Annotated in this window: 18 protein-coding genes; 12 read left to right on the forward strand and 6 right to left on the reverse strand. The window is 45.0% G+C overall.

All coding sequences use genetic code 11. From position 1 onward, the window contains the following. Window positions 1-577: 577 nt before the first annotated feature. From ilvC to NI465_RS14095, 3 genes are all read right to left on the reverse strand, one after another. Window positions 578-1594, reverse strand: a complete 1017-nt coding sequence (ilvC, locus tag NI465_RS14085) for a ketol-acid reductoisomerase (RefSeq protein WP_004278368.1) — start codon at window positions 1592-1594, stop codon at window positions 578-580. Between the two features lie 106 nt (window positions 1595-1700). Beyond that, window positions 1701-2192 carry an acetolactate synthase small subunit gene (ilvN, locus tag NI465_RS14090; RefSeq protein ID WP_004278369.1) on the reverse strand — a complete coding sequence of 164 codons (492 nt, stop codon included), beginning with the start codon at window positions 2190-2192 and terminating at the stop codon, window positions 1701-1703. Then, window positions 2189-3916, reverse strand: coding sequence for an acetolactate synthase 3 large subunit (locus tag NI465_RS14095; RefSeq protein ID WP_004278370.1), 1728 nt, complete (start codon window positions 3914-3916; stop codon window positions 2189-2191). The genes ilvN and NI465_RS14095 overlap by 4 nt, the downstream gene beginning before the upstream one ends. A gap of 686 nt (window positions 3917-4602) precedes the next feature. Between NI465_RS14095 and NI465_RS14100 the strand changes: the two genes are divergently transcribed. The 7 genes from NI465_RS14100 to NI465_RS14130 all read left to right on the forward strand — a co-directional run bounded on the left by NI465_RS14100 (window position 4603) and on the right by NI465_RS14130 (window position 14329). Continuing rightward, window positions 4603-4956: a DUF4124 domain-containing protein gene (locus NI465_RS14100; RefSeq protein WP_005250747.1), complete on the forward strand. Its 354-nt coding sequence runs from the start codon at window positions 4603-4605 to the stop codon at window positions 4954-4956. Between the two features lie 123 nt (window positions 4957-5079). Beyond that, window positions 5080-7701, forward strand: a complete 2622-nt coding sequence (gene leuS, locus NI465_RS14105) for a leucine--tRNA ligase (protein ID WP_253145745.1) — start codon at window positions 5080-5082, stop codon at window positions 7699-7701. A gap of 207 nt (window positions 7702-7908) precedes the next feature. Further along, window positions 7909-8442, forward strand: coding sequence for an LPS-assembly lipoprotein LptE (locus NI465_RS14110; RefSeq protein ID WP_253145746.1), 534 nt, complete (start codon window positions 7909-7911; stop codon window positions 8440-8442). Between the two features lie 9 nt (window positions 8443-8451). Then, window positions 8452-9438, forward strand: a complete 987-nt coding sequence (gene holA, locus NI465_RS14115; protein WP_004733070.1) for a DNA polymerase III subunit delta — start codon at window positions 8452-8454, stop codon at window positions 9436-9438. Window positions 9439-9562: 124 nt separating this feature from the next. Further along, window positions 9563-10924: a MacA family efflux pump subunit gene (locus tag NI465_RS14120; protein WP_004733071.1), complete on the forward strand. Its 1362-nt coding sequence runs from the start codon at window positions 9563-9565 to the stop codon at window positions 10922-10924. 2 nt (window positions 10925-10926) lie between these two features. Further along, entirely contained in the window at window positions 10927-12903 is a 1977-nt protein-coding gene (locus tag NI465_RS14125) for a MacB family efflux pump subunit (RefSeq protein WP_044109938.1), read from the forward strand. Between the two features lie 10 nt (window positions 12904-12913). Beyond that, a complete protein-coding gene (locus tag NI465_RS14130; protein WP_253145747.1) occupies window positions 12914-14329 on the forward strand; it encodes an efflux transporter outer membrane subunit in 1416 nt (471 codons plus the stop codon). A gap of 67 nt (window positions 14330-14396) precedes the next feature. Here the strand turns inward: NI465_RS14130 and NI465_RS14135 are convergent, their stop codons facing one another. Both NI465_RS14135 and NI465_RS14140 read right to left on the reverse strand, forming a co-directional pair. Further along, entirely contained in the window at window positions 14397-16229 is a 1833-nt protein-coding gene (locus NI465_RS14135) for a tetratricopeptide repeat protein (protein ID WP_253145748.1), read from the reverse strand. Window positions 16230-16327: 98 nt separating this feature from the next. Beyond that, entirely contained in the window at window positions 16328-17098 is a 771-nt protein-coding gene (locus tag NI465_RS14140) for a tRNA threonylcarbamoyladenosine dehydratase (protein ID WP_253145749.1), read from the reverse strand. Window positions 17099-17298: 200 nt separating this feature from the next. Here NI465_RS14140 and NI465_RS14145 point away from each other — a divergent pair, with 200 nt between their 5' ends. Next, entirely contained in the window at window positions 17299-17532 is a 234-nt protein-coding gene (locus NI465_RS14145; RefSeq protein ID WP_253145750.1) for a hypothetical protein, read from the forward strand. Between the two features lie 36 nt (window positions 17533-17568). On the opposite strand, the gene orn is transcribed toward NI465_RS14145, so the two are convergent. Further along, the gene (gene orn, locus NI465_RS14150) at window positions 17569-18126 is read right to left on the reverse strand and encodes an oligoribonuclease (protein ID WP_044109923.1); all 558 of its coding nucleotides are present in this window, start codon (window positions 18124-18126) and stop codon (window positions 17569-17571) included. Between the two features lie 125 nt (window positions 18127-18251). Between orn and rsgA the strand changes: the two genes are divergently transcribed. From rsgA to secB, 4 genes are all read left to right on the forward strand, one after another. After that, on the forward strand, window positions 18252-19310 hold the full coding sequence (gene rsgA, locus NI465_RS14155; RefSeq protein WP_253145751.1) for a ribosome small subunit-dependent GTPase A: 1059 nt from the start codon (window positions 18252-18254) through the stop codon (window positions 19308-19310). A gap of 93 nt (window positions 19311-19403) precedes the next feature. Next, window positions 19404-19811 (forward strand): rhodanese-like domain-containing protein, encoded by a 408-nt coding sequence (locus NI465_RS14160; protein WP_004278386.1) that lies wholly within the window; start codon window positions 19404-19406, stop codon window positions 19809-19811. A gap of 21 nt (window positions 19812-19832) precedes the next feature. Beyond that, on the forward strand, window positions 19833-20087 hold the full coding sequence (gene grxC, locus NI465_RS14165; RefSeq protein WP_004278388.1) for a glutaredoxin 3: 255 nt from the start codon (window positions 19833-19835) through the stop codon (window positions 20085-20087). A 38-nt stretch (window positions 20088-20125) separates the two neighbouring features. Then, entirely contained in the window at window positions 20126-20584 is a 459-nt protein-coding gene (gene secB, locus NI465_RS14170; RefSeq protein ID WP_004278389.1) for a protein-export chaperone SecB, read from the forward strand. Window positions 20585-20736 lie beyond the last annotated feature (152 nt).

A 20736-nucleotide genomic window follows, 5' to 3' on the forward strand; every position in this document is an offset into this window, starting at 1 on the left:
GGTTGTACGATAAGTTTTAGGAGTAGGTTTATTCATTTTGAAATTATAGGACTGAATAAACCTTATAGGCTAGGTTTGTGCAACAAAGCCATACTTAATTAACAAATAAATTATTTCATTTCAACTATTTAGTTCAGCTTAAATTTTAAATTTTTAAAAATTAAAGACTTAAAATAATTTAGATATTTTCACTTGAATTTTTCACAAAGATTATTAGTAGAATTTAGGCTTAATAACTCTTTATATAGAAATCATATTTAATAAATAAGAAATCCTTCTTCTGATAAACTATTTATTCATTATTAATATTTTTAAATTAAAAAAATCAACTTGATTCTTGATTAGAATTATTCTGCTTGAATACATGCTACAAAAAAAGAGGAAAAAACTGCTTTCCTGTTTTTTTTGCAAGGCACGTAACTTTAGTTCTTTTCCTTATTTACAGTTTTGTTCACTTGAATCTAAGATACGAAAAAAATGGAAGCAGTGCTTCCATTTTTGAGCCACGTAAACATAGAAATAAAAAACCCACTCAAATTAAGTGGGTTTTCGCATTCAAATCAATTGATTCGAGAAATTAGTTTTTCTCTTTATCTACGATTTTGTTCGCTTGAATCCAAGGCATCATCGCACGTAACTTGTTACCAGTAACTTCGATACCATGAGCAGCATTTTGACGACGACGGGCAGTCATAGATGGGTAGTTCAACGCACCTTCTTGAATAAACATCTTCGCGTATTCGCCAGATTGAATACGTTTAAGCGCATTACGCATTGCTTCACGAGACTGTTCGTTGATTACTTCAGTACCCGTTACATATTCGCCGTATTCAGCGTTGTTTGACACTGAGTAGTTCATGTCCGCGATACCGCCTTCGAACATTAAGTCAACGATCAATTTAAGTTCGTGTAGACATTCGAAATACGCCATTTCTGGTGCATAACCAGCTTCAACCAGAGTTTCGAAGCCCATTTTAACCAATTCAACAGCACCACCACAAAGAACTGCTTGCTCACCGAAAAGGTCAGTTTCAGTTTCTTCACGGAATGAAGTTTCGATGATACCTGTACGGCCGCCACCTACGCCTGAAGCGTAAGAAAGAGCAACGTTACGCGCATTACCAGAAGCATCTTGGTGAATCGCGATAAGGTCAGGAACACCTGAACCACGTTGGTATTCAGAACGTACGGTGTGACCAGGAGCTTTAGGTGCAACCATGATTACGTCTAAGTCAGCACGTGGAACAACTTGGTTATAAAGAATCGAGAAACCATGAGCAAATGCTAAAGTAGCGCCTTGCTTGATGTTTGGCTCAATTACGTCACGGTAAAGTTGAGATTGGAACTCATCTGGAGTCAAAATCATCACTACGTCAGCTTGTGCTACAGCAGCAGGAACTTCAGCAACTTTAAGACCTGAATTTTCAGCTTTCTTCCAAGAAGCAGAGTTCGCACGTAAACCTACAGTTACGTCAACACCAGAATCTTTCAGGTTAAGCGCATGCGCGTGGCCTTGTGAACCGTAACCAATGATCGCTACTTTCTTAGATTGGATGATAGATAAGTCACAGTCTTTATCGTAAAAAATTTGCATTGCTGTCTCCGCTTAAATGCTTGTTTGTCCGTTAAATCAGGCAATGACCCTTAAATTTACATTGCCTGATACCCTCTTCTTATTCAGATGAGGAAATACTTAAAATTTAGATGGTGAGTACTTTTTCGCCGCGTGCGATACCTGATACACCTGAACGAACCACTTCTAAAATCGTGTGTTCTGCAAGTGCATCAATAAACGCATCCACTTTTTCAGTGGTACCCGCGATTTGAATGGTATAGGTCGTTGGTGTTACATCGACAATCTGACCACGGAAAATATCTGCCGTACGTTTGATTTCGTCACGCGATGAACCCAATGCTTTGACTTTAATCAGCATCAATTCACGCTCAATATGTGCACCTTCAGACAGGTCAACCACTTTCACCACTTCAACCAACTTGTTAAGCTGTTTGGTAATTTGCTCAATCTTGTGATCATCACCATAAGTGGTCAATGTCAAACGTGAAAGCGTTGGATCTTCAGTCGGAGCAACATTCAATGTTTCGATATTGTAGCCACGCTGTGAGAACAAACCCACTAAACGGGAAAGCGCGCCTGATTCGTTTTCTACGAGTACAGAGATAATATGTCTCATTTCGTGCGCTCCCCTTTAGCCAACCACATATCCTGCATCGACTGACCCGCAATCAACATCGGATAAACGTGCTCGGTACGATCTACCATAACGTTAATAAATACGCACTTGTCGTTAATCGCCATCGCTTCTGCAAGCTTCGACTCTAGCTCATCGGCATGATTAATCTGAATACCGACATGACCATAGGCTTCCATCAGTTTGGCAAAATCAGGCAATGAATCTACATAAGAACTTGAATGACGTCCTTCATAGTTCATATCTTGCCACTGCTTCACCATCCCTAAAGACTGGTTATTCAGGCACAGGATTTTTACATTCAGGCCATATTGCTTACAGGTCGACAGTTCCTGGATACACATCTGAATCGATGCTTCACCGGTGATACACACCACTTGCTGTTCCGGGTATGCAAGCTTCGCAGCCATTGCATACGGCAAGCCTACACCCATGGTGCCTAGACCACCTGAGTTGATCCATTGACGTGGACGTTTGTATTTGTAATACATCGCACCAAACATCTGATGCTGACCGACATCAGAAGTAATGATCGCTTCGCCATTGGTCACTTTATCCAATGCCTGAACCACTTGTTGTGGCTTCATCACGCCATCAACACCCGCTTCAAAACGACCGCCATGAACCTTGCGCCATTCATTGATCTGTTTCCACCATGCCGCAATCGCTTCAGGATTTGGCTTAGAAACATTAAGCTGTTTCAACTGGTTCAACATCTCATTCAGTACAGGCTCTACAGCACCGACAATTGGAATGTGCGCCATAATGGTTTTTGAGATTGTCGCTGGGTCGATATCTATATGAATGACTTTAGCATTTGGACAGAATTTTGCAGGATTGTTGGTCACACGGTCATCGAAACGCGCACCCACACACAGAATTACATCTGCATTGTGCATGGTCATGTTAGCTTCATAAGTACCGTGCATACCCAACATACCGATGAACTGTTCATCATCACCCGGGAATGCGCCAAGACCCATCAAGGTATTGGTCACTGGATAACCCAATAGATGCGCAAGCTCTGTCAATTGTGCTGAAGCATTGCCTTGAACCACACCACCGCCTGAGTAAATAACTGGGCGTTTAGCATGGATCAGTTCTTCAATCGCTTTACGAATTTGACCTGAGTGACCACGGAACGGTGGCTGATACGAACGCATCTTCACTTTTTCTGGGTATTCGTAAGCAAATTTCTCTGCAGGATTGGTCGCATCCTTTGGAATATCAATCACTACAGGACCTGGACGACCTGAAGACGCAATATAGAAGGCTTTCTTGATAATCGCAGGAATTTCGCTGGCATGACGCACCTGGAAGCTATGTTTCACGATAGGACGTGAAATACCGACCATATCGGTTTCCTGAAATGCATCTTCACCAATCAGATGACTCGCAACCTGACCTGACAAAATCACCATCGGGATTGAGTCCATATAGGCCGTTGCAATTGGGGTCACCGTGTTGGTTGCGCCCGGACCTGAAGTCACCAGCACAACACCGGTCTTGCCTGTCACGCGTGAGTAAGCATCGGCCATGTGACCAGCAGCCTGTTCGTGACGTACGAGATAATGATTGATTCTGTCTTGTTGAAATAGCGCATCATAAATATGAAGAACTGCGCCGCCTGGGTATCCAAAAACATGTTCAACGCCTTCGTCCGCTAATGCGCGAACAAGCATTTCACCACCAGATAGAAGTTCCAACGTGATTCACCCTAATATTATTCACTGCACAAATGGGAGGCATTTGCAGTGTTTCATTTGTTAACTGTCTGCAATGTTATAGCACACAAATTTCATAGTTTTCAAAGCAATAGGAAAAAAATCTGATCTCTTCGCTGTTCGAGCAATACGGGATCTAAAACATGTTGGGATAAACATATTTTGCTTAGCTTTGTTCAATTTCTCGGCTAGAAAAATCGCCCACTGCATGAAATGACACTTAGTCGAAGGGTGATCGATCTAAGGCATATAAAACTATTGCAGCATTCTTGTGTTTTCAGGCTTTAAAGTCAAGTTTAAAAAACAGACAATCCATACTTATAGTGCCTAGATCTGCTGTTTTTAACAGCAATATCAGCTCATAGCCATGCATTTACTGTCTTGTCTATTCATCTAATCCAATAAAATTCATAGAGTTAATGGTTTAATTTTATAAATTTTTAATATGTCTTATATAAAAAAAATGAATGAATTTTTATTAAATGAAAGGAAATTGTTTATCAATAAATTTTGTATACGAAGATTTTTCTCTGATTTCTTATATGCTAGATTGAGCTTATTTAAGCAGTTAGCTTTGAATAAAGCAGATAAAAATCCATCATTTTTACTGAAAATATCACTACAATAATTGCAGTATTCCATGCCTAGCAAGCCGAGGCCCAAGAACAATGAAAATATCTTTTTTAACCGCCTTCAGTTTGAGTTGCGCAGTTGTTTTGAGCATCTGTAGCACCAGCGCTTCCGCGATCCAGTATCATAAATGGGTCGATGCGAAAGGTGTCACGCATTATACCAAGACGCCACCACCGAAATCTGCGAAAAAAGCCACCACAGTGGATACCTATGGCTGGAAAAATTCAGCACCAGCATCATCTAGAACGACTGAAACTGAAGTTCAAACCGAGAACACACCTCAAGAACAACAGCAACAAGCCCCTCAAGTTCCTGCGAATCAGGACCAGCAACAACGTGAAGCCAACGAAGCCTTGCAGCAATCTAAAAATCGTGCAGTTGCTTTATAAGACACCTCTATATAGAACAGCGTGTTTTTTCTTCGGGAAATGCCGGCGCAAAATTCACTTTTAGGTACATTTTGCGCTATGCTGTGCAACAGACTTTTTTCACCGTAATTCACTGATACGTTTATGACTACTCACATTGATTCCGAATATCAAGCCAGTGCGATTGAGCCTCAAGTCCAACAGGATTGGGAATCTCGCAAAGCCTTTAAAGTTGCCGACAAAGTAGAAGGTCCACGTCGTTATATTCTCTCGATGTTCCCTTACCCAAGTGGCAAGCTACATATGGGTCATGTGCGTAACTATACGATTGGTGACGTGATCAGCCGTTTCCATCGCTTAAAAGGTGAAACTGTCCTGCAACCGATGGGTTGGGATGCTTTCGGTCTGCCTGCTGAAAACGCAGCGATTGCACACCAGGTTGCACCGGCAAAATGGACATTTGAAAATATTGCTTACATGCGTGACCAGTTGAAAAAACTCGGTCTAGCCGTAGATTGGGATCGTGAATTTGCGACCTGTACCCCTGAATACTATCGTTGGGAACAATGGCTATTTGTTCAGCTTTATAAAAAAGGCTTGATCTACCGTAAGCTTTCAACCGTGAACTGGGATCCAGTTGATCAGACTGTTCTTGCCAACGAACAGGTTGAAAATGGTCGCGGCTGGCGTTCAGGTGCATTGGTAGAGAAACGTGATATTCCAATGTACTACTTTCGCATTACCGATTATGCGCAAGAGTTACTTGACGACCTAGACACGCTTAAAGATGGCTGGCCACAACAGGTCCTGACCATGCAGCGTAACTGGATTGGCCGCTCACAAGGGATGGACATCACCTTCCCTTCAGCAAATCCAGAAATCTATGCAGACGGTTTAACGGTATTCACTACCCGTGCCGATACCTTGATGGGCGTGACCTATGTTGCAGTTGCAGCAGAACACCCGATGGCGCTGAAAGCTGCGGAAAATAATGCTGAACTTAAAGCATTTATTGAAGAATGCCGTATGGGTTCTGTGGCAGAAGCGGATCTTGCGACTGCCGAGAAGAAAGGCATGGCAACCGGTCTTTCTGTGAAGCATCCTGTGACTGGCGAAGAAGTTCCGGTTTGGATCGCCAACTATGTATTGATGTCTTATGGTTCAGGTGCAGTGATGGCAGTTCCATCACACGATGAACGTGACTTCGAATTTGCCAATAAATATAGTTTGACCATCAAGCAAGTGATTGATGCTAAAGGCGCAGATGATGCTGACTTTGATGCGACTCAATGGCAAGAATGGTATGGCTCGAAAGAAGGTAAACTGGTCAATTCAGCCGAATTTGACGGTCTAGATTTCCAAGGTGCATACGATGCATTCCTTGCTAAATTAGAACCAACAGGCCTAGCAAGTTCTAAAGTTCAATTCCGTCTACGTGACTGGGGGGTTTCCCGTCAGCGTTATTGGGGTTGTCCAATTCCAATGATTAACTGTCCATCATGTGGTCAAGTGCCAGTGCCAGAAGATCAACTTCCTGTTGTATTACCAACGGATGTGGTTCCAGATGGTTCAGGTAACCCGTTGAACAAAATGCCTGAATTCTACGAAACGTCATGCCCAAGCTGTGGTGGCGATGCTCGTCGTGAAACAGATACGCTGGATACCTTCGTAGAATCATCTTGGTACTATGCCCGTTATGCATCTCCAGACTTTACGGGTGGTATGGTAAAACCAGAAGCTGGCCAAACCTGGTTACCTGTCAACCAATACATCGGTGGTGTTGAACACGCGATTCTGCATTTGTTATATGCACGTTTCTTCCACAAATTGATGCGTGATGAAGGCGTGGTACAAGGTAATGAACCATTCACTAACTTGTTAACGCAAGGGATGGTGCTAGCAGATACCTTCTATCGTGAAGCTGAATCTGGCAAAAAAACCTGGTTTAACCCGGCGGATATCGAGCTTGAAAAAGACGAAAAAGGCCGTGTGCTTTCTGCCAAATATAAAGAAGATGGCCAGGAAGTTGTGGTTGGCGGTCAGGAAAAAATGTCGAAATCGAAAAATAACGGTATCGACCCGCAATCGATTATTGACCAGTACGGCGCAGATACGGCACGTGTGTTCATGATGTTCGCGGCTCCACCTGATCAATCACTTGAATGGTCTGATGCCGGTGTTGAGGGTGCAAACCGCTTCCTGAAACGTGTATGGCGTTTAGCAACAGGCTTCCTTGAAAAAGCGAATACTGCTGCCAGCATCGACAAAACTGCTCTTTCAACGGCTGCGCAAGACCTACGTCGTAAAACTCACGAAACCATCCAAAAAGTCGGTGATGACATCGAACGTCGTCATGCATTTAACACTGCGATTGCTGCATTGATGGAACTTCTAAACGCGAACAACAAGTTTGAAGCCCAAGATGACAATGACGTTGCTGTTGCACGTGAATCGATTACCACGCTGTTAACTTTACTTGCACCATTTGCACCGCATTTAAGCCAGACTTTATTGGCTGAATTTGGGATTGAATTGAATTCAACTTTATTCCCTGCGGTAGATGAATCTGCGCTGACACGTAATACACAAACGATTGTGGTTCAAGTCAACGGTAAACTTCGTGGCAAGCTTGAAGTATCTGTAGATGCCTCTAAAGATGACATCTTGGCTCAAGCCAAAGCATTGCCTGAAGTCCAACAATTCTTGACCGGTCCAACCAAGAAAGAAATTGTAGTACCGAATAAATTAGTGAATTTGGTGGTTTAAGTCCTTACATTACCTCTCCTTTCAGGAGAGGGTTAGGGAGAGGTAAATATATAAACCCTCATCCTAACCTTCTCCCAAAGGGAGAAGGAACTTTATGAAGGATTTCACAATTCCCAAACAAAGCCCGTTGCCAGCCAACGGGCTTTGACTTTACAATCCAGTTCAGGATTTCAAATATTCCCCTTCGGGAAGCATAGAGGGCAACACATGCATTTGGGCAAACGTTTAGCAGCAATTGTTTTAACTTGTGGTCTGAGTGCAGGCTTAGTCGGCTGTGGTTTTCACCTGAAAGGAACCAATCCGAGCTCCGCACCTGTTGCTTACTCTGTCATGAGCCTGTCTTTACCGCCCAACACTGAAGAACTGCAAGAGAAACTGGCAGTTTACCTCGGTGCTGCAGGCGTACAGCTAAGTAATGCACCTAAAGCTTATGTGTTACGTGTCCTGGATTACACTCCTCGCCGTCTGGAACTGAACGGTAAACTGGTTGAAACCTTATTACGTTTAAACGTGACTTTCCGGATTGAAGATGCACAAGGCAATCCGATCACTGAACCACGCACTGTCGTGGCAACACGTACGTATCAATATAATATTGAAACGGTTAACACAGATGATCAGGAACAAAAATATCTGAATCAGGTCATTATTGATGATGTGGCGCAGCAGATTGCACGTCAGATTTCATCGAACCGCCTACCCTTAGCCAAACAAAATACCTCAGCGCAACCTGCTCAATAAGACCTCTTTATGAAACTTGATTATCTGCAAGCCCTGAAACGTGTCGATGAAGCTCGCGGTGCTTGGGTCTTGCATGGTCAAGAGCCTTTGCTGGAACAGAATTTAATTGATGCCTTTCGGGCCAGCTGGCAAAAGCAGGACATTGAACGTCAACGCTATGACATTAGTTCGGTCGCCGACTGGAAAACCGTCTTTAATGCCTTGAACAGCTTGTCGCTGTTTTCAACCCAGTTGGCGATTGAAGTACATGGCAATATCAAACCGGATGCCAGCGCAATCAAGTTACTGAAAAACTATTTGCAGCATAATGAACAAAACCTGCTGTTGGTGGTGATGCCCAAACAGGATAGTAATAGCCTGAAATCCAGTTTCTTTCAGCTGATTGATGCCAATGGTGTGAATGTTTCGCTGGTGGCCAATTATCCAAAAGACCGGCAGCAGATTCTGGGTATTGAAGCTGAAAAACTCGGCATTCGTTTAGCCAATGATGCCTGGCAATGGCTGGAACAACATCATGAGCACAACCTGCTTGCAGCAAAGAACAGCCTGATGCGGGTTAGCGATACCTTTGCTGAAGTCGATATCATTCAGGTTGATCATTTATATGCATGTTTACAAGATCAGTCACGTTATAGCACCTATGATTTGAGCGATGCCCTGCTACAAGGTAATCTTTCCCAGTCGATCAAAATTTTTCAGTATCTAGTCGTTTCAGGTGAACCGATGAGCCTGATTTTATGGAGTCTCAGCAAGGAAATGCGTCTGTTGATGCAGCTGTTTGAACAACCACAAAATGCCTTGCAAATCGGGATCTGGAAAACCAAAGTCGGGTTATATCAACAGGCTTTGCGCCGTCTCAGTCCGCAGACTTTTCTGGCCTGGCCGGGGTTATTATTAAGAATTGATGCCTCAATTAAAGGACTTGGACATGAGAATCCTGAGCATCTGGTACTACAGGCGATTTCCAGTATCTGTGGCAAGCCCCTATTTCACTAAGTCTTTGTCAAAATTCGAAAAATAAAATAATAATCATTCCTATTAGTTTAAAAAAATACACGATTTATCCTAATTTCGCTTTTATAATCGTTCACAATTCTCTGATTTTGAACCGATATTGATCATGCCAAAAATAAAACCGACGAAATTGATTATGGCCGCCGTGATTGCCATTGCGCTCATCGCTGCGGGGTGGTACTTCCTCAAACCCAAAGAACAGCCTCCGCAATATATTACGGCTGAAGTCACCCAAGGCGATATCGAAAGCTCTGTACTGGCGACTGGTATTCTGGAAGCGACCAAGATGGTCAGCGTGGGGGCGCAGGTTTCGGGTCAGGTCAGAAAAATGTATGTAGAACTGGGCGATCAGGTCAAGCAAGGTCAGCTGATTGCGCGGATTGACTCCGTTCGTCAGGAAAATGATTTAAAAACCGCTGAAGCCAGCATTAAAAATCAGATGGCACAACTTGCAGTAAGACAGGCGAATTTGGCCAAAGTTGAAGCTGAATACAACCGTCAGAAAGCCATGTATGCACAGGATGCCACTTCTCGCTCAGAGCTGGAATCGGCATTTGCGAACTATAAAACGGCGCAAGCGGATATCACCGCTATCAATGCACAGATTGAACAGTCGCGTTTGACGCTGGCGACTGCCAAAGAAGATCTTGGCTATACCCAGATTGTAGCCCCGATGGATGGCACGATTGTGGCGATTGTGACTGAAGAAGGTCAAACCGTGAATGCCAACCAGAGTGCGCCGACCATTGTTAAACTGGCCAAACTCGACACCATGACCATTAAAGCTGAAATTTCTGAAGCGGATGTCATGAAAGTTGAAGAAGGTCAGACGGTTTATTTCACTACGTTAGGCAATAACGAGAAAAAGATTTACGCCAAACTACGTCAGGTTGAGCCTGCACCCAATTCAATTAATACCGATAGCAATACCTCAAGCTCATCGTCAAGTTCTGCGGTGTATTACAACGCATTGTTCGATGTACCGAATGAAGATGGAAAATTACGTATTGATATGACTGCACAAGTTTATATCGTACTGGATGAAGCCAAAAATGTGCTGACCATTCCTGCTGCGGCCATTCAAGGTTCAAACCGTCCGCCACGTGCCAATCGTGGTGAAGCGCGTGGTGAGGGTTCTCGCGGTGAAGGCAGTCCGGCATCACGTCCTGAAGCTGAATCGGCTCAAGGCAATCGCCCTGCCGGTGAACGTCCAGCGCGTCTAAACCTGTCTGAAGCAGAACTTGCATTGATTGAGCAAGGTAAAGCACAACGTGGCATGGTTCGTGTCTTGCAAGCCGATGGTACTGCGAAACCAACCCCTGTATTAATCGGCTTGAATAACCGTGCGACTGCGCAAGTGCTGAAAGGTTTAAAACGTGGTGATCAGGTGGTGATTGCCGATGGTTCTGACACCTCCAATGATGCAGCAAAACGCGGTGGCAATAGCCGTGGCCCAATGAGAATGTAAGCATGAATTCACAACAACAGCCTCTCCTCGAGGTGAAAAATCTGGTTCGTGAATTCCCTGCGGGTGAAAGCACGGTCCAGATTTTAAAAGGGGTGAATCTAGAGATTTATCCGGGTGAACTGGTGGCGATTGTCGGTCAGTCCGGTTCCGGTAAATCGACCCTGATGAACATTCTGGGTTGTCTGGACAAACCGACCACGGGTAGCTACAAGGTCAAAGGCCGTGAAACCCGGGAACTGGAAGCGGATGAACTGGCGCAATTACGCCGTGAATATTTCGGCTTTATTTTTCAGCGTTATCATCTGCTGGGCGATTTAAATGCAGCAGGCAATGTCGAAGTCCCTGCGATTTATGCCGGTGCGGATTCATCTGAACGGCATGCGCGAGCCGTCAAGATTCTGACTGATCTCGGTCTGGGTGAAAAAACCCAGAACCGTCCGAGCCAGCTCTCTGGTGGTCAGCAGCAACGGGTTTCGATTGCCCGTGCGCTAATGAATGGCGGTGACGTGATTCTGGCCGATGAACCGACAGGTGCATTGGACAAGAACAGCGGTATTGAAGTGATGCGTATTTTGCGTGAACTGAATGCCAAAGGTCATACCATCATTCTGGTCACGCATGATCATAATGTAGCGAAAAATGCGACGCGGATTATCGAGATCTCGGACGGCAATATTATTTCTGATCAGCCCAATGTTCCTGAAGTCGAAGAGCATCTGGAAAAACAGCCGCTGATCCGCAGTGAACAAAAGAAGATTTCTTCATGGCGTTCTGCAGTTGACCGTCTGGGTGAAGCCTTCCGGATGGCCTTGCTGGCCATGAATGCACATCGCATGCGGACTTTCCTCACCATGCTCGGAATCATTATCGGTATTGCTTCGGTGGTCTCGGTGGTGGCACTCGGTAATGGCTCACAAAAGCAGATTCTGGAAAATATCAGCAGTCTGGGGACCAATACCATTACCGTATTTCAGGGTCGAGGCTTTGGGGATAATTCCAGATCTTCACAGTCCAAAACCCTGATTCCGGCCGATGCCGATGCGCTAGCTGAACAACCGTATGTCGATGGCGTCAGCCCATCGGTGAATAGCAGTGTCACCGGCCGTTATAAAGAAATCGAAGCTTCAACTACGGTCAACGGCGTCAGTGAAGATTTCTTCTACGTGCGTGGCATGACTTTCCAGTCCGGTCAGCCTTTTGACCGCAGTAGCGTCATGCAACAGGCGCAAGATGTCGTCATTGACACCAATACCAAAAACACCTTCTTTAAGGATGGCACCAATCCGGTGGGTCAGGTGATTTTACTCGGGAGCGTACCGAGCCGGATTATCGGGGTGATTGACGCGCAAAAAGGCATGATGGGAAATAATGACAGCCTGAATGTCTATCTGCCGTATTCCACCGTCATGAGCCGTATGCTGGGGCAATCCAATGTGCGTAGCATCATTGTGCGGATTAAGGATGAATACCCAAGTGCGGCGGCTGAAAATGCGATTTTGAATTTGCTGGTACAGCGACATGGCGCGCAGGATGTGTTTACCCAGAATGCCGACAGTATTCGTGAAACTATTCAGCAAACCACAGCGACTATGACTTTGCTAATTTCAGCGATTGCGGTGATTTCACTGGTGGTCGGCGGGATTGGCGTAATGAATATCATGCTGGTATCGGTAACCGAACGTACTCAGGAAATTGGTGTGCGTATGGCGGTGGGTGCCCGTCAAAGTGATATTTTGCAGCAATTCCTGATTGAAGCCGTTCTGGTCTGTATCTTGGGTGGTATTTTGGGTGTGCTGCTTTCCCTCGGGATTGGCCAATTAATTACCCATTTTGCCGGCGGTACTTTCCAGATGGCGTATTCAACCACTTCGATTGTAGCGGCCTTTGTCTGCTCAAGCCTGATCGGGATTGTGTTTGGCTTTATCCCGGCACGTAACGCTGCTCGTCTGAATCCAGTCGATGCGCTCTCTCGCGAATAAGGAATCTGATATGCAAATGAATTTAACCAAGCTTGCCAGTGCCCTGTTGCTGGGAAGCTCGCTGGTCGGTTGTGCCGCAGTGGTGAAAACCCCCTATGAACAGCCTGCGATCAATATGCCGGGTAGCTTTCAAAACAATAAGGTGCTTAGTCAGCAGATTCATGCCGATATTTTGGCAGATCAATGGTGGACTTTATTTAAAGATCCGCAATTAAATAATTTGGTGAATGAAGTATTGGCGCAGAATACCGATCTGGCAGTGGCCGGCATCAGTTTACAACAGGCCCGTATTCAAGCCAGACAAGCTCAAAGTCAGCAAGGCGTTCGTGTCGGTGATGCCGGACTGACAACACGTAGAAGTTTTGATTTAGAAGATGGTGATAGTTCATCGAGTTTTGGGATTAATTATCCGGGTTTAAGCTATGAACTGGATCTGTTTGGCAAACTGGCCAATCAGACTGAAGCGGCACGCTGGGAAGCACTGGCCTCTGAAGAAGACTTGCAGGCAACCGCACAAAGCCTGATTGGCACCACGGCACAATTGTACTGGCAACTGGCTTATCTGAATGAACGTTATAGTGTGGTACAGCAAAATCTGGCGACCGCGCAAAAAACCTATGATCTGGTGCGGGTGCAATATCGTGCCGGCGCAGTATCCGGTCTGGATTTAACCCAGGCGGAACAGGCAATTCAAAGTCAACAGGCGACTTTAAGCCAGATTGAACAGCAACGTGTGGAAACACGTACCGGACTCGCGGTATTGCTGCACATGCCGGTTCAACAGCTCGCGATTCAAGAGCCAAGTCGTTTACCGAATATTCAATTGCCGAGTATTCAGGCCGACTTACCGGCAAGTTTATTGTCACGTCGTCCTGACCTTCGAGCGACTGAACTGCGCTTGCGTAAGGCACTGGCCAATAAAGATGCCAACAAAGCCAGCTACTATCCATCCATTAGTTTGACCGGTAATCTGACCACCGGTATTGGCAGCAGTACTTCCCTCTCGAATGCCCTGAAAAATCCGGTTGCAACTTTAGGTGCTGGTCTGACTTTGCCTTTCCTGCAATGGAATGACATGAAACGTGATCTACAAGTCAATGAGCTGGAATATGAAAAAGCCATTATCCAGTATCGCCAGACCATGTATGAAGCCTTTGCCGATGTGGAAAATGCCTTGTCGAATCGGACTGAGCTCACTAAGCAGGTGGCTTTGCAGCAACGCAATGTTGAGCTGGCAGAAAGAACTGAACGCTTGACTGAAGTGCGTTATCGTAATGGTGCAGTCGCTTTAAAGAACCTGCTGGATGCACAGGAAACTACGCGCAATGCGCGGCTGTCTTTGGTGCAAACCCGACAGAATCAATATAATGCCTATGTCACCTTGATGCAGGCATTGGGTGGTAGCCCGATTAAACAATTACCTTAAACAAAGCTTGAACCATAAAAAAACCGCTGCCAGACAGCGGTTTTTTTATGGTGTTATTTCAATAGAATTACTTCATTTCTAAATACGCATTCACATTTTTCAATAATTCAATTGATCGTTCATGCCCGAGCAAACTGCCCTTTTCCAGCCAGTCCCGTGCAATCCCAATATCACGCTCCACGCCAATGCCTTTGGTATATAAACGCCCAAGATGACTATAGGCATCCGCATTTACCTGCGCTGCTGCCTGCTGATAATACTGTACGGCTTGCTCAATATTACTCTCAACACCTTGACCTTGCTCATAGGCTTCACCCAGAGCATTTAGCGCCACACCATTCTGCTGAGCGGCTGCTTTTTGCAGATAGCTCAAGCCTAAGGCAATATCCTGCGCAATCTGTTGCCCTTCAAGATACTTCAAGCCCAATTCTGCTTGTGCCTGGGCATGACCCAATTGCGCAGCTTGATGCAGATAGCGATTTGCCAACTCTAAATTGTTCACAAAGACAGGATAAATGCCTGACAGGGCTTGGTACAGGAACCAGGCTGCCTCTTTCGAACCTTTGGTAACGGCCTGATTCAGGTACTGGACAGCTTTATCACGTGTCGGCAATGGATATTCAGCCAGACTATAAAACCGGCCGACGCTATAAATCAGATCCGCCTCAGACCGAGCTTCAATCTGCCAATACTGTTGTGCAGCCTTCTGAATCATTTGTGTGGCTTTGGCAATGTCTTTTACTGTACCGACACCATTTAAATAACACAGCGCCAGCCCTATCCGTGCAGACACATCATCAGGACTGAGCTGATCAGCAGCCTGATATAACTCAAATGCTTTTTGCGGTTCGTTGGCCACCAGGTGCTGTTCAAAATACAGCGCGGCAATCATGCATAATGCAGGCGCATGCTGACTGTTGGCCGCTTCCGCCCAGTAACGAAATGCCATGGTTTCATTTTTATCAACATACCAGCCATGAAAATAGGCCAGCCCGATTAAGGTCTTAGCGTGTGCATCGGCGTGTTCTTTGGACTGCTGTAATAAATGCTGGAACACGCGCTGACGCTGGTCGGTATCGATACGGCCTTGCAACACACCGGCATAATAATCATAGAGACCTTTCTGGTCACCGAGACTGATACAGCGTTTAATAAATTGCAGCGATTGCGTCAGGTCTTGAGGCAGAATCTGGCCACGCGCATAAGAGTTCGCAATCTGCTGATTGGCAGCCAAATGATCTTGTTGCGCCGCCAGAAATAGATAATGAATTCCTTGCACTAAATCCTGGGTCGCTGAATCTGTTAAATAATATTGAGCCAGCTGATACTGCGAATTGGCATGACCCTGCCCGGCATTTTGTATTAACAAGGCCAGACGCTGTGTCTCTGCAGCAGTCTCATTTTGATGGTCTTCGGTCGAAGAAAGTTCAGTGATGCGGTACTGGGCATCCAGATTGCCACGTGCTACCGCATGTCGGTACCAATACAAAGCTTTTTCCGGGTCAGCCTGTTGATACGCCTCCCCTTCATGAATCTGCCCCAAATGATAGGCTGCATCATCACTGCCCAGACGAAAGGCTTTTTCTAGATAACTAATCGCCTTTTCGGTATTCTGCTCATGTCCCAGACCTTGCAGATGCATCAGGCCCATGCCTACATAAGCTTGTGGAATTTCCTGTTGCTGGGCCAGCCCCTGATAAATCTGATAGGCACGTTCATAATTCGGATGTTCTGGATCTGAACTCAAACGTGCTGCATGTTTCAGTTGAGCATCAATCTGCTCAATCCATAAATCATGTTGTACAGCCTTCGCCTGATCACGTTTCACCGGATCGGGACGTTTCCACATCCAGATCGCTAACGCCCCTATCCCCAAAATCAGTACCAGCAAGAACCACATAGCTGCTCCAAAACATTATTTTTGTTCTGCGAATGAATCCTTTCATTCTAAACGCCAGTTTAAAAAAAGCACATAGATTGTGCTTTTTATTTTTTAAATCAGGCTTTTGCTCTTTTACTATCGAGCTTTTTCAAACCTTCTGCCACGGCAACCATGGCAAAGCTCGAAGTCACCACCACGGCAGAGCCATACCCCCCACAGCGCAAGCCGGCACTGGCGCAGACATCGGCACTGGAGAATGGATTATCGATGGAATAGACACAAGTAATGCCGAATTTTTCTTTGGGCTTTTTGCAGATGCCTTTGCTGCGTAACTGGGCACGTAATTTGGCCAGCATCGGGTCCTGCTCGGTTTTAGATAAATCGGCGACCCGAATTTTCAGCGGGTCCAGTTTACCCCCTGCCCCGCCCGATACAATTAAAGGAATCTTGTTAAAGCGACAATGTAGCATCAGAGCAAATTTGGCTTTGACATCGTCAATACAGTCGAGGATTAAATCTGGATCACCTGCTAAAGTTTCTTTGATATTTTCAGGCGTCAGGTAATCATCAATCAGATTAATTTTAATGCGTGGATTAATTGCGCGGCAACGCTCGGCCATGACTTCAATTTTTTCATGACCCAAGGTGGTACTCATGGCAGGTAACTGACGGTTAATATTAGACGCGGCCACCACATCCATATCGACCAAGGTCAGCTCGCCCACACCACTACGTGCCAGTGCTTCTACCGCCCATGAACCGACACCACCGATACCAATCACCATCACATGACTTTTTTCATAATGGTTAAAGCTGTCTTCTCCATAAATTTTGGCAACACCAGCAAAACGGCGGTCATATTCATCATCTTGAAGCAGGTCGGTCATAGGTCATCTATAGCAATAAAAATACCGGATCATTTTAACAAAATCCGCTTTTCTTTACCGCCACTAAATTTTTGATCGATTTAAATGACATTCAGACCGGATGAGAGCGACAATCCACTCGAGATTGATTAAAATATCAACAAATTAACTCTATGTCATTTGGCTAAAAGGAGTGAAATGTCACGCTATTTAACACCCTTTTGGGTTTGAACATACTTTGTATCGGGCTTTATTTTTATGTTCTGATCAGCCAAAAAAACAAAAATTATTATCTCAGTATTCTCATTCGTTTAATGACTTTAGGATTATTTGGCTTGGTTATTTTCGATCGTTATGAAACACAGAATCATCTGATCATGTTATTGCTCTTGTGGGTAGGCTTTGAAAGCATGGAGCAGTTTTACGCTAGAAAAAAATCCAGTTCAGTAAAATAAAAAAGAGGCTTGCGCCTCTTTTCAATTCATCGGAATTTAGTCTTTATTCATGATAAAGAAATATTGACGATAATATTTCAGTTCTGCAATCGAATCGCGAATATCATCCATCGCCAGATGCGAGGCATTTTTCTTGAGACCGCTCATGATTTCCGGGCGCCAGCGTTTGGCTAGTTCTTTCACTGAAGAGACATCCAGATTACGGTAATGGAAATACTGTTCCAGTTCAGGCATCAAACGGTGCAGGAAGCGACGATCCTGACAGATCGAGTTACCACACATCGGTGAAGATTTTGGATTGACCCATTTTTTCAGGAATTCAAGGGTTTGCTGCTCGGCATCCTGAGCGGTCAGTTTACTGCGACGCACACGCTCAATCAGACCGGACTGACCATGCTGGCGAGTGTTCCACTCATCCATGGCATTTAACAGACGTGCAGGCTGATGTACCGCAAGCACAGGACCTTCAGCCAAAATATTCAAATTGTCATCGGTTACAATTGTTGCAATTTCAATAATTTGATCATTGTCTGTGTCTAGACCTGTCATTTCAAGGTCAATCCAAATCAGGCGGGTATCAGCGGTGCTGCTCATAAATGTGCAATCTTATTGGGTTTAAAAACAACTATAGTAGCAAATTAATTACATCTTGGGTGTCATTCGGGGGCTGCTTCATGCTATTTTTGCCATCTGATTTACCCGGTTTTTTTAGGATATGAATGGCCTTAATACGTAAGCGTCGTCTGACAGAGCAACAACAGCGTCGCATTCAGAAACAACAGAAAACACGTCAAGAAGATCTCGATACCTCCAGTGATCTCGAAGGTTTAGTGGTGCAACATTATGGCCGTCAACTTGAAGTGCAAGCTTTGTCTCGCCCTGACATTCACCCTGAAAAACCTGTGGTCGCCGATGGTGAGCCCGAACCCTTCTGGAAAGAGATTGAACTGGACAGCGTCTGGCGCTGTCATACCCGGACCAATCTGGATTTATTGGTCACAGGTGACCGGGTCAAATGGCAAGCCGATCCGAATACCGGTTTAGGGATTATCACCGCGATTCATCCTCGCAAATCCTTATTGACCCGTCCTGACCGCTATCACAAGGTTAAACCGGTCGCGGCCAATATTTCACTGATTGTCATTGTCTTTGCACCCTTGCCTGAGCCAGCGCCGGGTCTGATCGACCGTTATCTGGTGGCCTGTGCTGATGCTGATATTCCTGCGCTTCTGGTAATGAATAAAGCCGATTTGTTAAAAGAAAACGATCCGATTCTGACTCTGCTACAAGAATATCAAGACCTCGGTTATGAAGTAATGCAGACCCAATCCGATGGCGACCTAAGCGCTTTATCTAACCGTCTGGAAAATGAAACGGTGGCCTTTGTCGGTCAGTCCGGTGTCGGGAAAAGCACGCTGATTAATGCGATCGTGCCGGATGCCGCACAGAAAACCAATATCATTTCCGAGAACTCGGCACTCGGTCAACACACCACGACGTCAACGCGCTTGATCGGTTTTGGTGAAGGTGCGGCCCTGATTGACTCTCCGGGAATTCGTGAATTTGGCCTGTGGCATCTGACTTTAGATAAGGTACAAAGCGGCTTTCCTGAAATTGAGAATCTGCTCGGCCATTGTCAGTTCCGTAACTGTACCCATAAGCATGAAAAACAATGTGCTTTGCGTCAGGCTGCGGCCGAAGGTGAAATTTTGCCGCGCCGACTGGACAGCTATTTACGTTTAATCGACGAAATCACTGAAGCACAGCAAAAAAATTAATTTTCTTAACCCTTGGCCCTTGAAGCGGTGATTTTGATCACCATATTTATGAGCTATACTCTTGGCAATTTTAAAATTGTAATTAGGTGAATTGTGGAACGTTGGTTCGAGTTTATGGGGAATCACCCCTTCTTATTTGGAACACTCGCGGTATTAGTGGTTTTGTTCTTCATTATCGAAGGTCAACGTAACGGTCGCAAAATTTCTCCGCAATCGCTGGGAATTTTAGTCAAAGCAAAAAATGCCATGCTGATTGATCTACGCGATGCAAAGGACTTCCGTGAAGGTCATATCAGCGGCAGCCGTAATATTCCATATAGCCAGATTACAAAACATGTTGAAGAGCTGAAAGCATCTGATCGCCCTTTGGTGTTCATTTGTAACCTCGGACAGGTGGCTGGTACTGCGTTACAGCAGGTCGGTCATGCCGATGCCTACCGTCTTGATGGCGGCGTCAGCAACTGGAAAGCTCAAGGTTTACCTTTGGTGAAAAGCAAATAATCCACGAACAGGAGATTGATCATGGCTGAAGTTACTATTTATTCGACGACAGTGTGTCCTTATTGCGTGCGTGCAAAACAGCTACTGGAACGTAAAGGTGTGGCATATAAAGAGATTAACTTGTCTCAAGAAGCACCAGAAGTCCGTCTTGAATTGATGCAGCGTACTAATCACCGTACCGTGCCACAAATTTTTATTAATGATCAGTTCATCGGTGGTTTTGACCAACTTTATGCTTTAGAGCGTGAAGGCAAACTTGATGAATTGCTGGCTTAACCTTACTAAAATTGTCACTTCATATTAAGGATCAAAAAATGAGTGAAGAACAACAAGCTCAACCACAATTGGCATTAGAGCGTATTTATACCAAAGATATTTCTTTTGAAGTTCCTGGGGCGCAAGTTTTTACCAAGCAATGGCAACCTGAGTTAAACATCAACCTTTCTTCTTCTGCAGAAAAAATTGATGAAACTCATTTTGAAGTAGCTTTAAAAGTCGTGGTTCAAGCGACCAACGAAGGTGATACCGCGTTTATCGTTGATGTGACTCAAGCCGGTATTTTCCTGGTAGATGGCGTTGAAGAAGAGCGTCTTCCATACATCCTAGGTGCATACTGCCCGAATATCCTGTTCCCTTTCCTACGTGAAGCAGTGAATGATATGGTAACTAAAGGTAGCTTCCCACAGTTGCTACTTACACCAATCAACTTCGATGCTGAATTTGAAGCCAATATGCAACGTGCGCAAACCGCCGCTGTGGATGGTCAAGCTTAATCGCTGTCCTTCAAATCTAAAAAAGACCGCTTATGCGGTCTTTTTTATTGCCTTGAGTGGCCTCCCCCTTTATCAAAGGGGGAATGAGGGGGATTTTAATCATTTCCTCACTCAGAGGAAGAAGTCATTTCCCTCTCTCTAACTCTCTACCT

It is taken from the genome of Acinetobacter lwoffii, assembly GCF_024129855.1.
GTDB lineage: Bacteria > Pseudomonadota > Gammaproteobacteria > Pseudomonadales > Moraxellaceae > Acinetobacter > Acinetobacter lwoffii_L.

What these genes read in the sequence shown, in the direction of transcription:
- grxC (WP_004278388.1), top strand. Translation starts at nt 19,833, where the DNA reads ATGGCTGAAGTTACTATTTATTCGACGACAGTGTGTCCTTATTGCGTG.
- NI465_RS14120 (WP_004733071.1), top strand. Translation starts at nt 9,563, where the DNA reads ATGCCAAAAATAAAACCGACGAAATTGATTATGGCCGCCGTGATTGCC.
- NI465_RS14135 (WP_253145748.1), bottom strand. Translation starts at nt 16,229, where the DNA reads ATGTGGTTCTTGCTGGTACTGATTTTGGGGATAGGGGCGTTAGCGATC.
- orn (WP_044109923.1), bottom strand. Translation starts at nt 18,126, where the DNA reads ATGAGCAGCACCGCTGATACCCGCCTGATTTGGATTGACCTTGAAATG.
- NI465_RS14100 (WP_005250747.1), top strand. Translation starts at nt 4,603, where the DNA reads ATGAAAATATCTTTTTTAACCGCCTTCAGTTTGAGTTGCGCAGTTGTT.
- secB (WP_004278389.1), top strand. Translation starts at nt 20,126, where the DNA reads ATGAGTGAAGAACAACAAGCTCAACCACAATTGGCATTAGAGCGTATT.
- leuS (WP_253145745.1), top strand. Translation starts at nt 5,080, where the DNA reads ATGACTACTCACATTGATTCCGAATATCAAGCCAGTGCGATTGAGCCT.
- NI465_RS14130 (WP_253145747.1), top strand. Translation starts at nt 12,914, where the DNA reads ATGCAAATGAATTTAACCAAGCTTGCCAGTGCCCTGTTGCTGGGAAGC.
- NI465_RS14110 (WP_253145746.1), top strand. Translation starts at nt 7,909, where the DNA reads ATGCATTTGGGCAAACGTTTAGCAGCAATTGTTTTAACTTGTGGTCTG.
- ilvC (WP_004278368.1), bottom strand. Translation starts at nt 1,594, where the DNA reads ATGCAAATTTTTTACGATAAAGACTGTGACTTATCTATCATCCAATCT.
- NI465_RS14125 (WP_044109938.1), top strand. Translation starts at nt 10,927, where the DNA reads ATGAATTCACAACAACAGCCTCTCCTCGAGGTGAAAAATCTGGTTCGT.
- holA (WP_004733070.1), top strand. Translation starts at nt 8,452, where the DNA reads ATGAAACTTGATTATCTGCAAGCCCTGAAACGTGTCGATGAAGCTCGC.
- ilvN (WP_004278369.1), bottom strand. Translation starts at nt 2,192, where the DNA reads ATGAGACATATTATCTCTGTACTCGTAGAAAACGAATCAGGCGCGCTT.
- rsgA (WP_253145751.1), top strand. Translation starts at nt 18,252, where the DNA reads ATGGCCTTAATACGTAAGCGTCGTCTGACAGAGCAACAACAGCGTCGC.
- NI465_RS14140 (WP_253145749.1), bottom strand. Translation starts at nt 17,098, where the DNA reads ATGACCGACCTGCTTCAAGATGATGAATATGACCGCCGTTTTGCTGGT.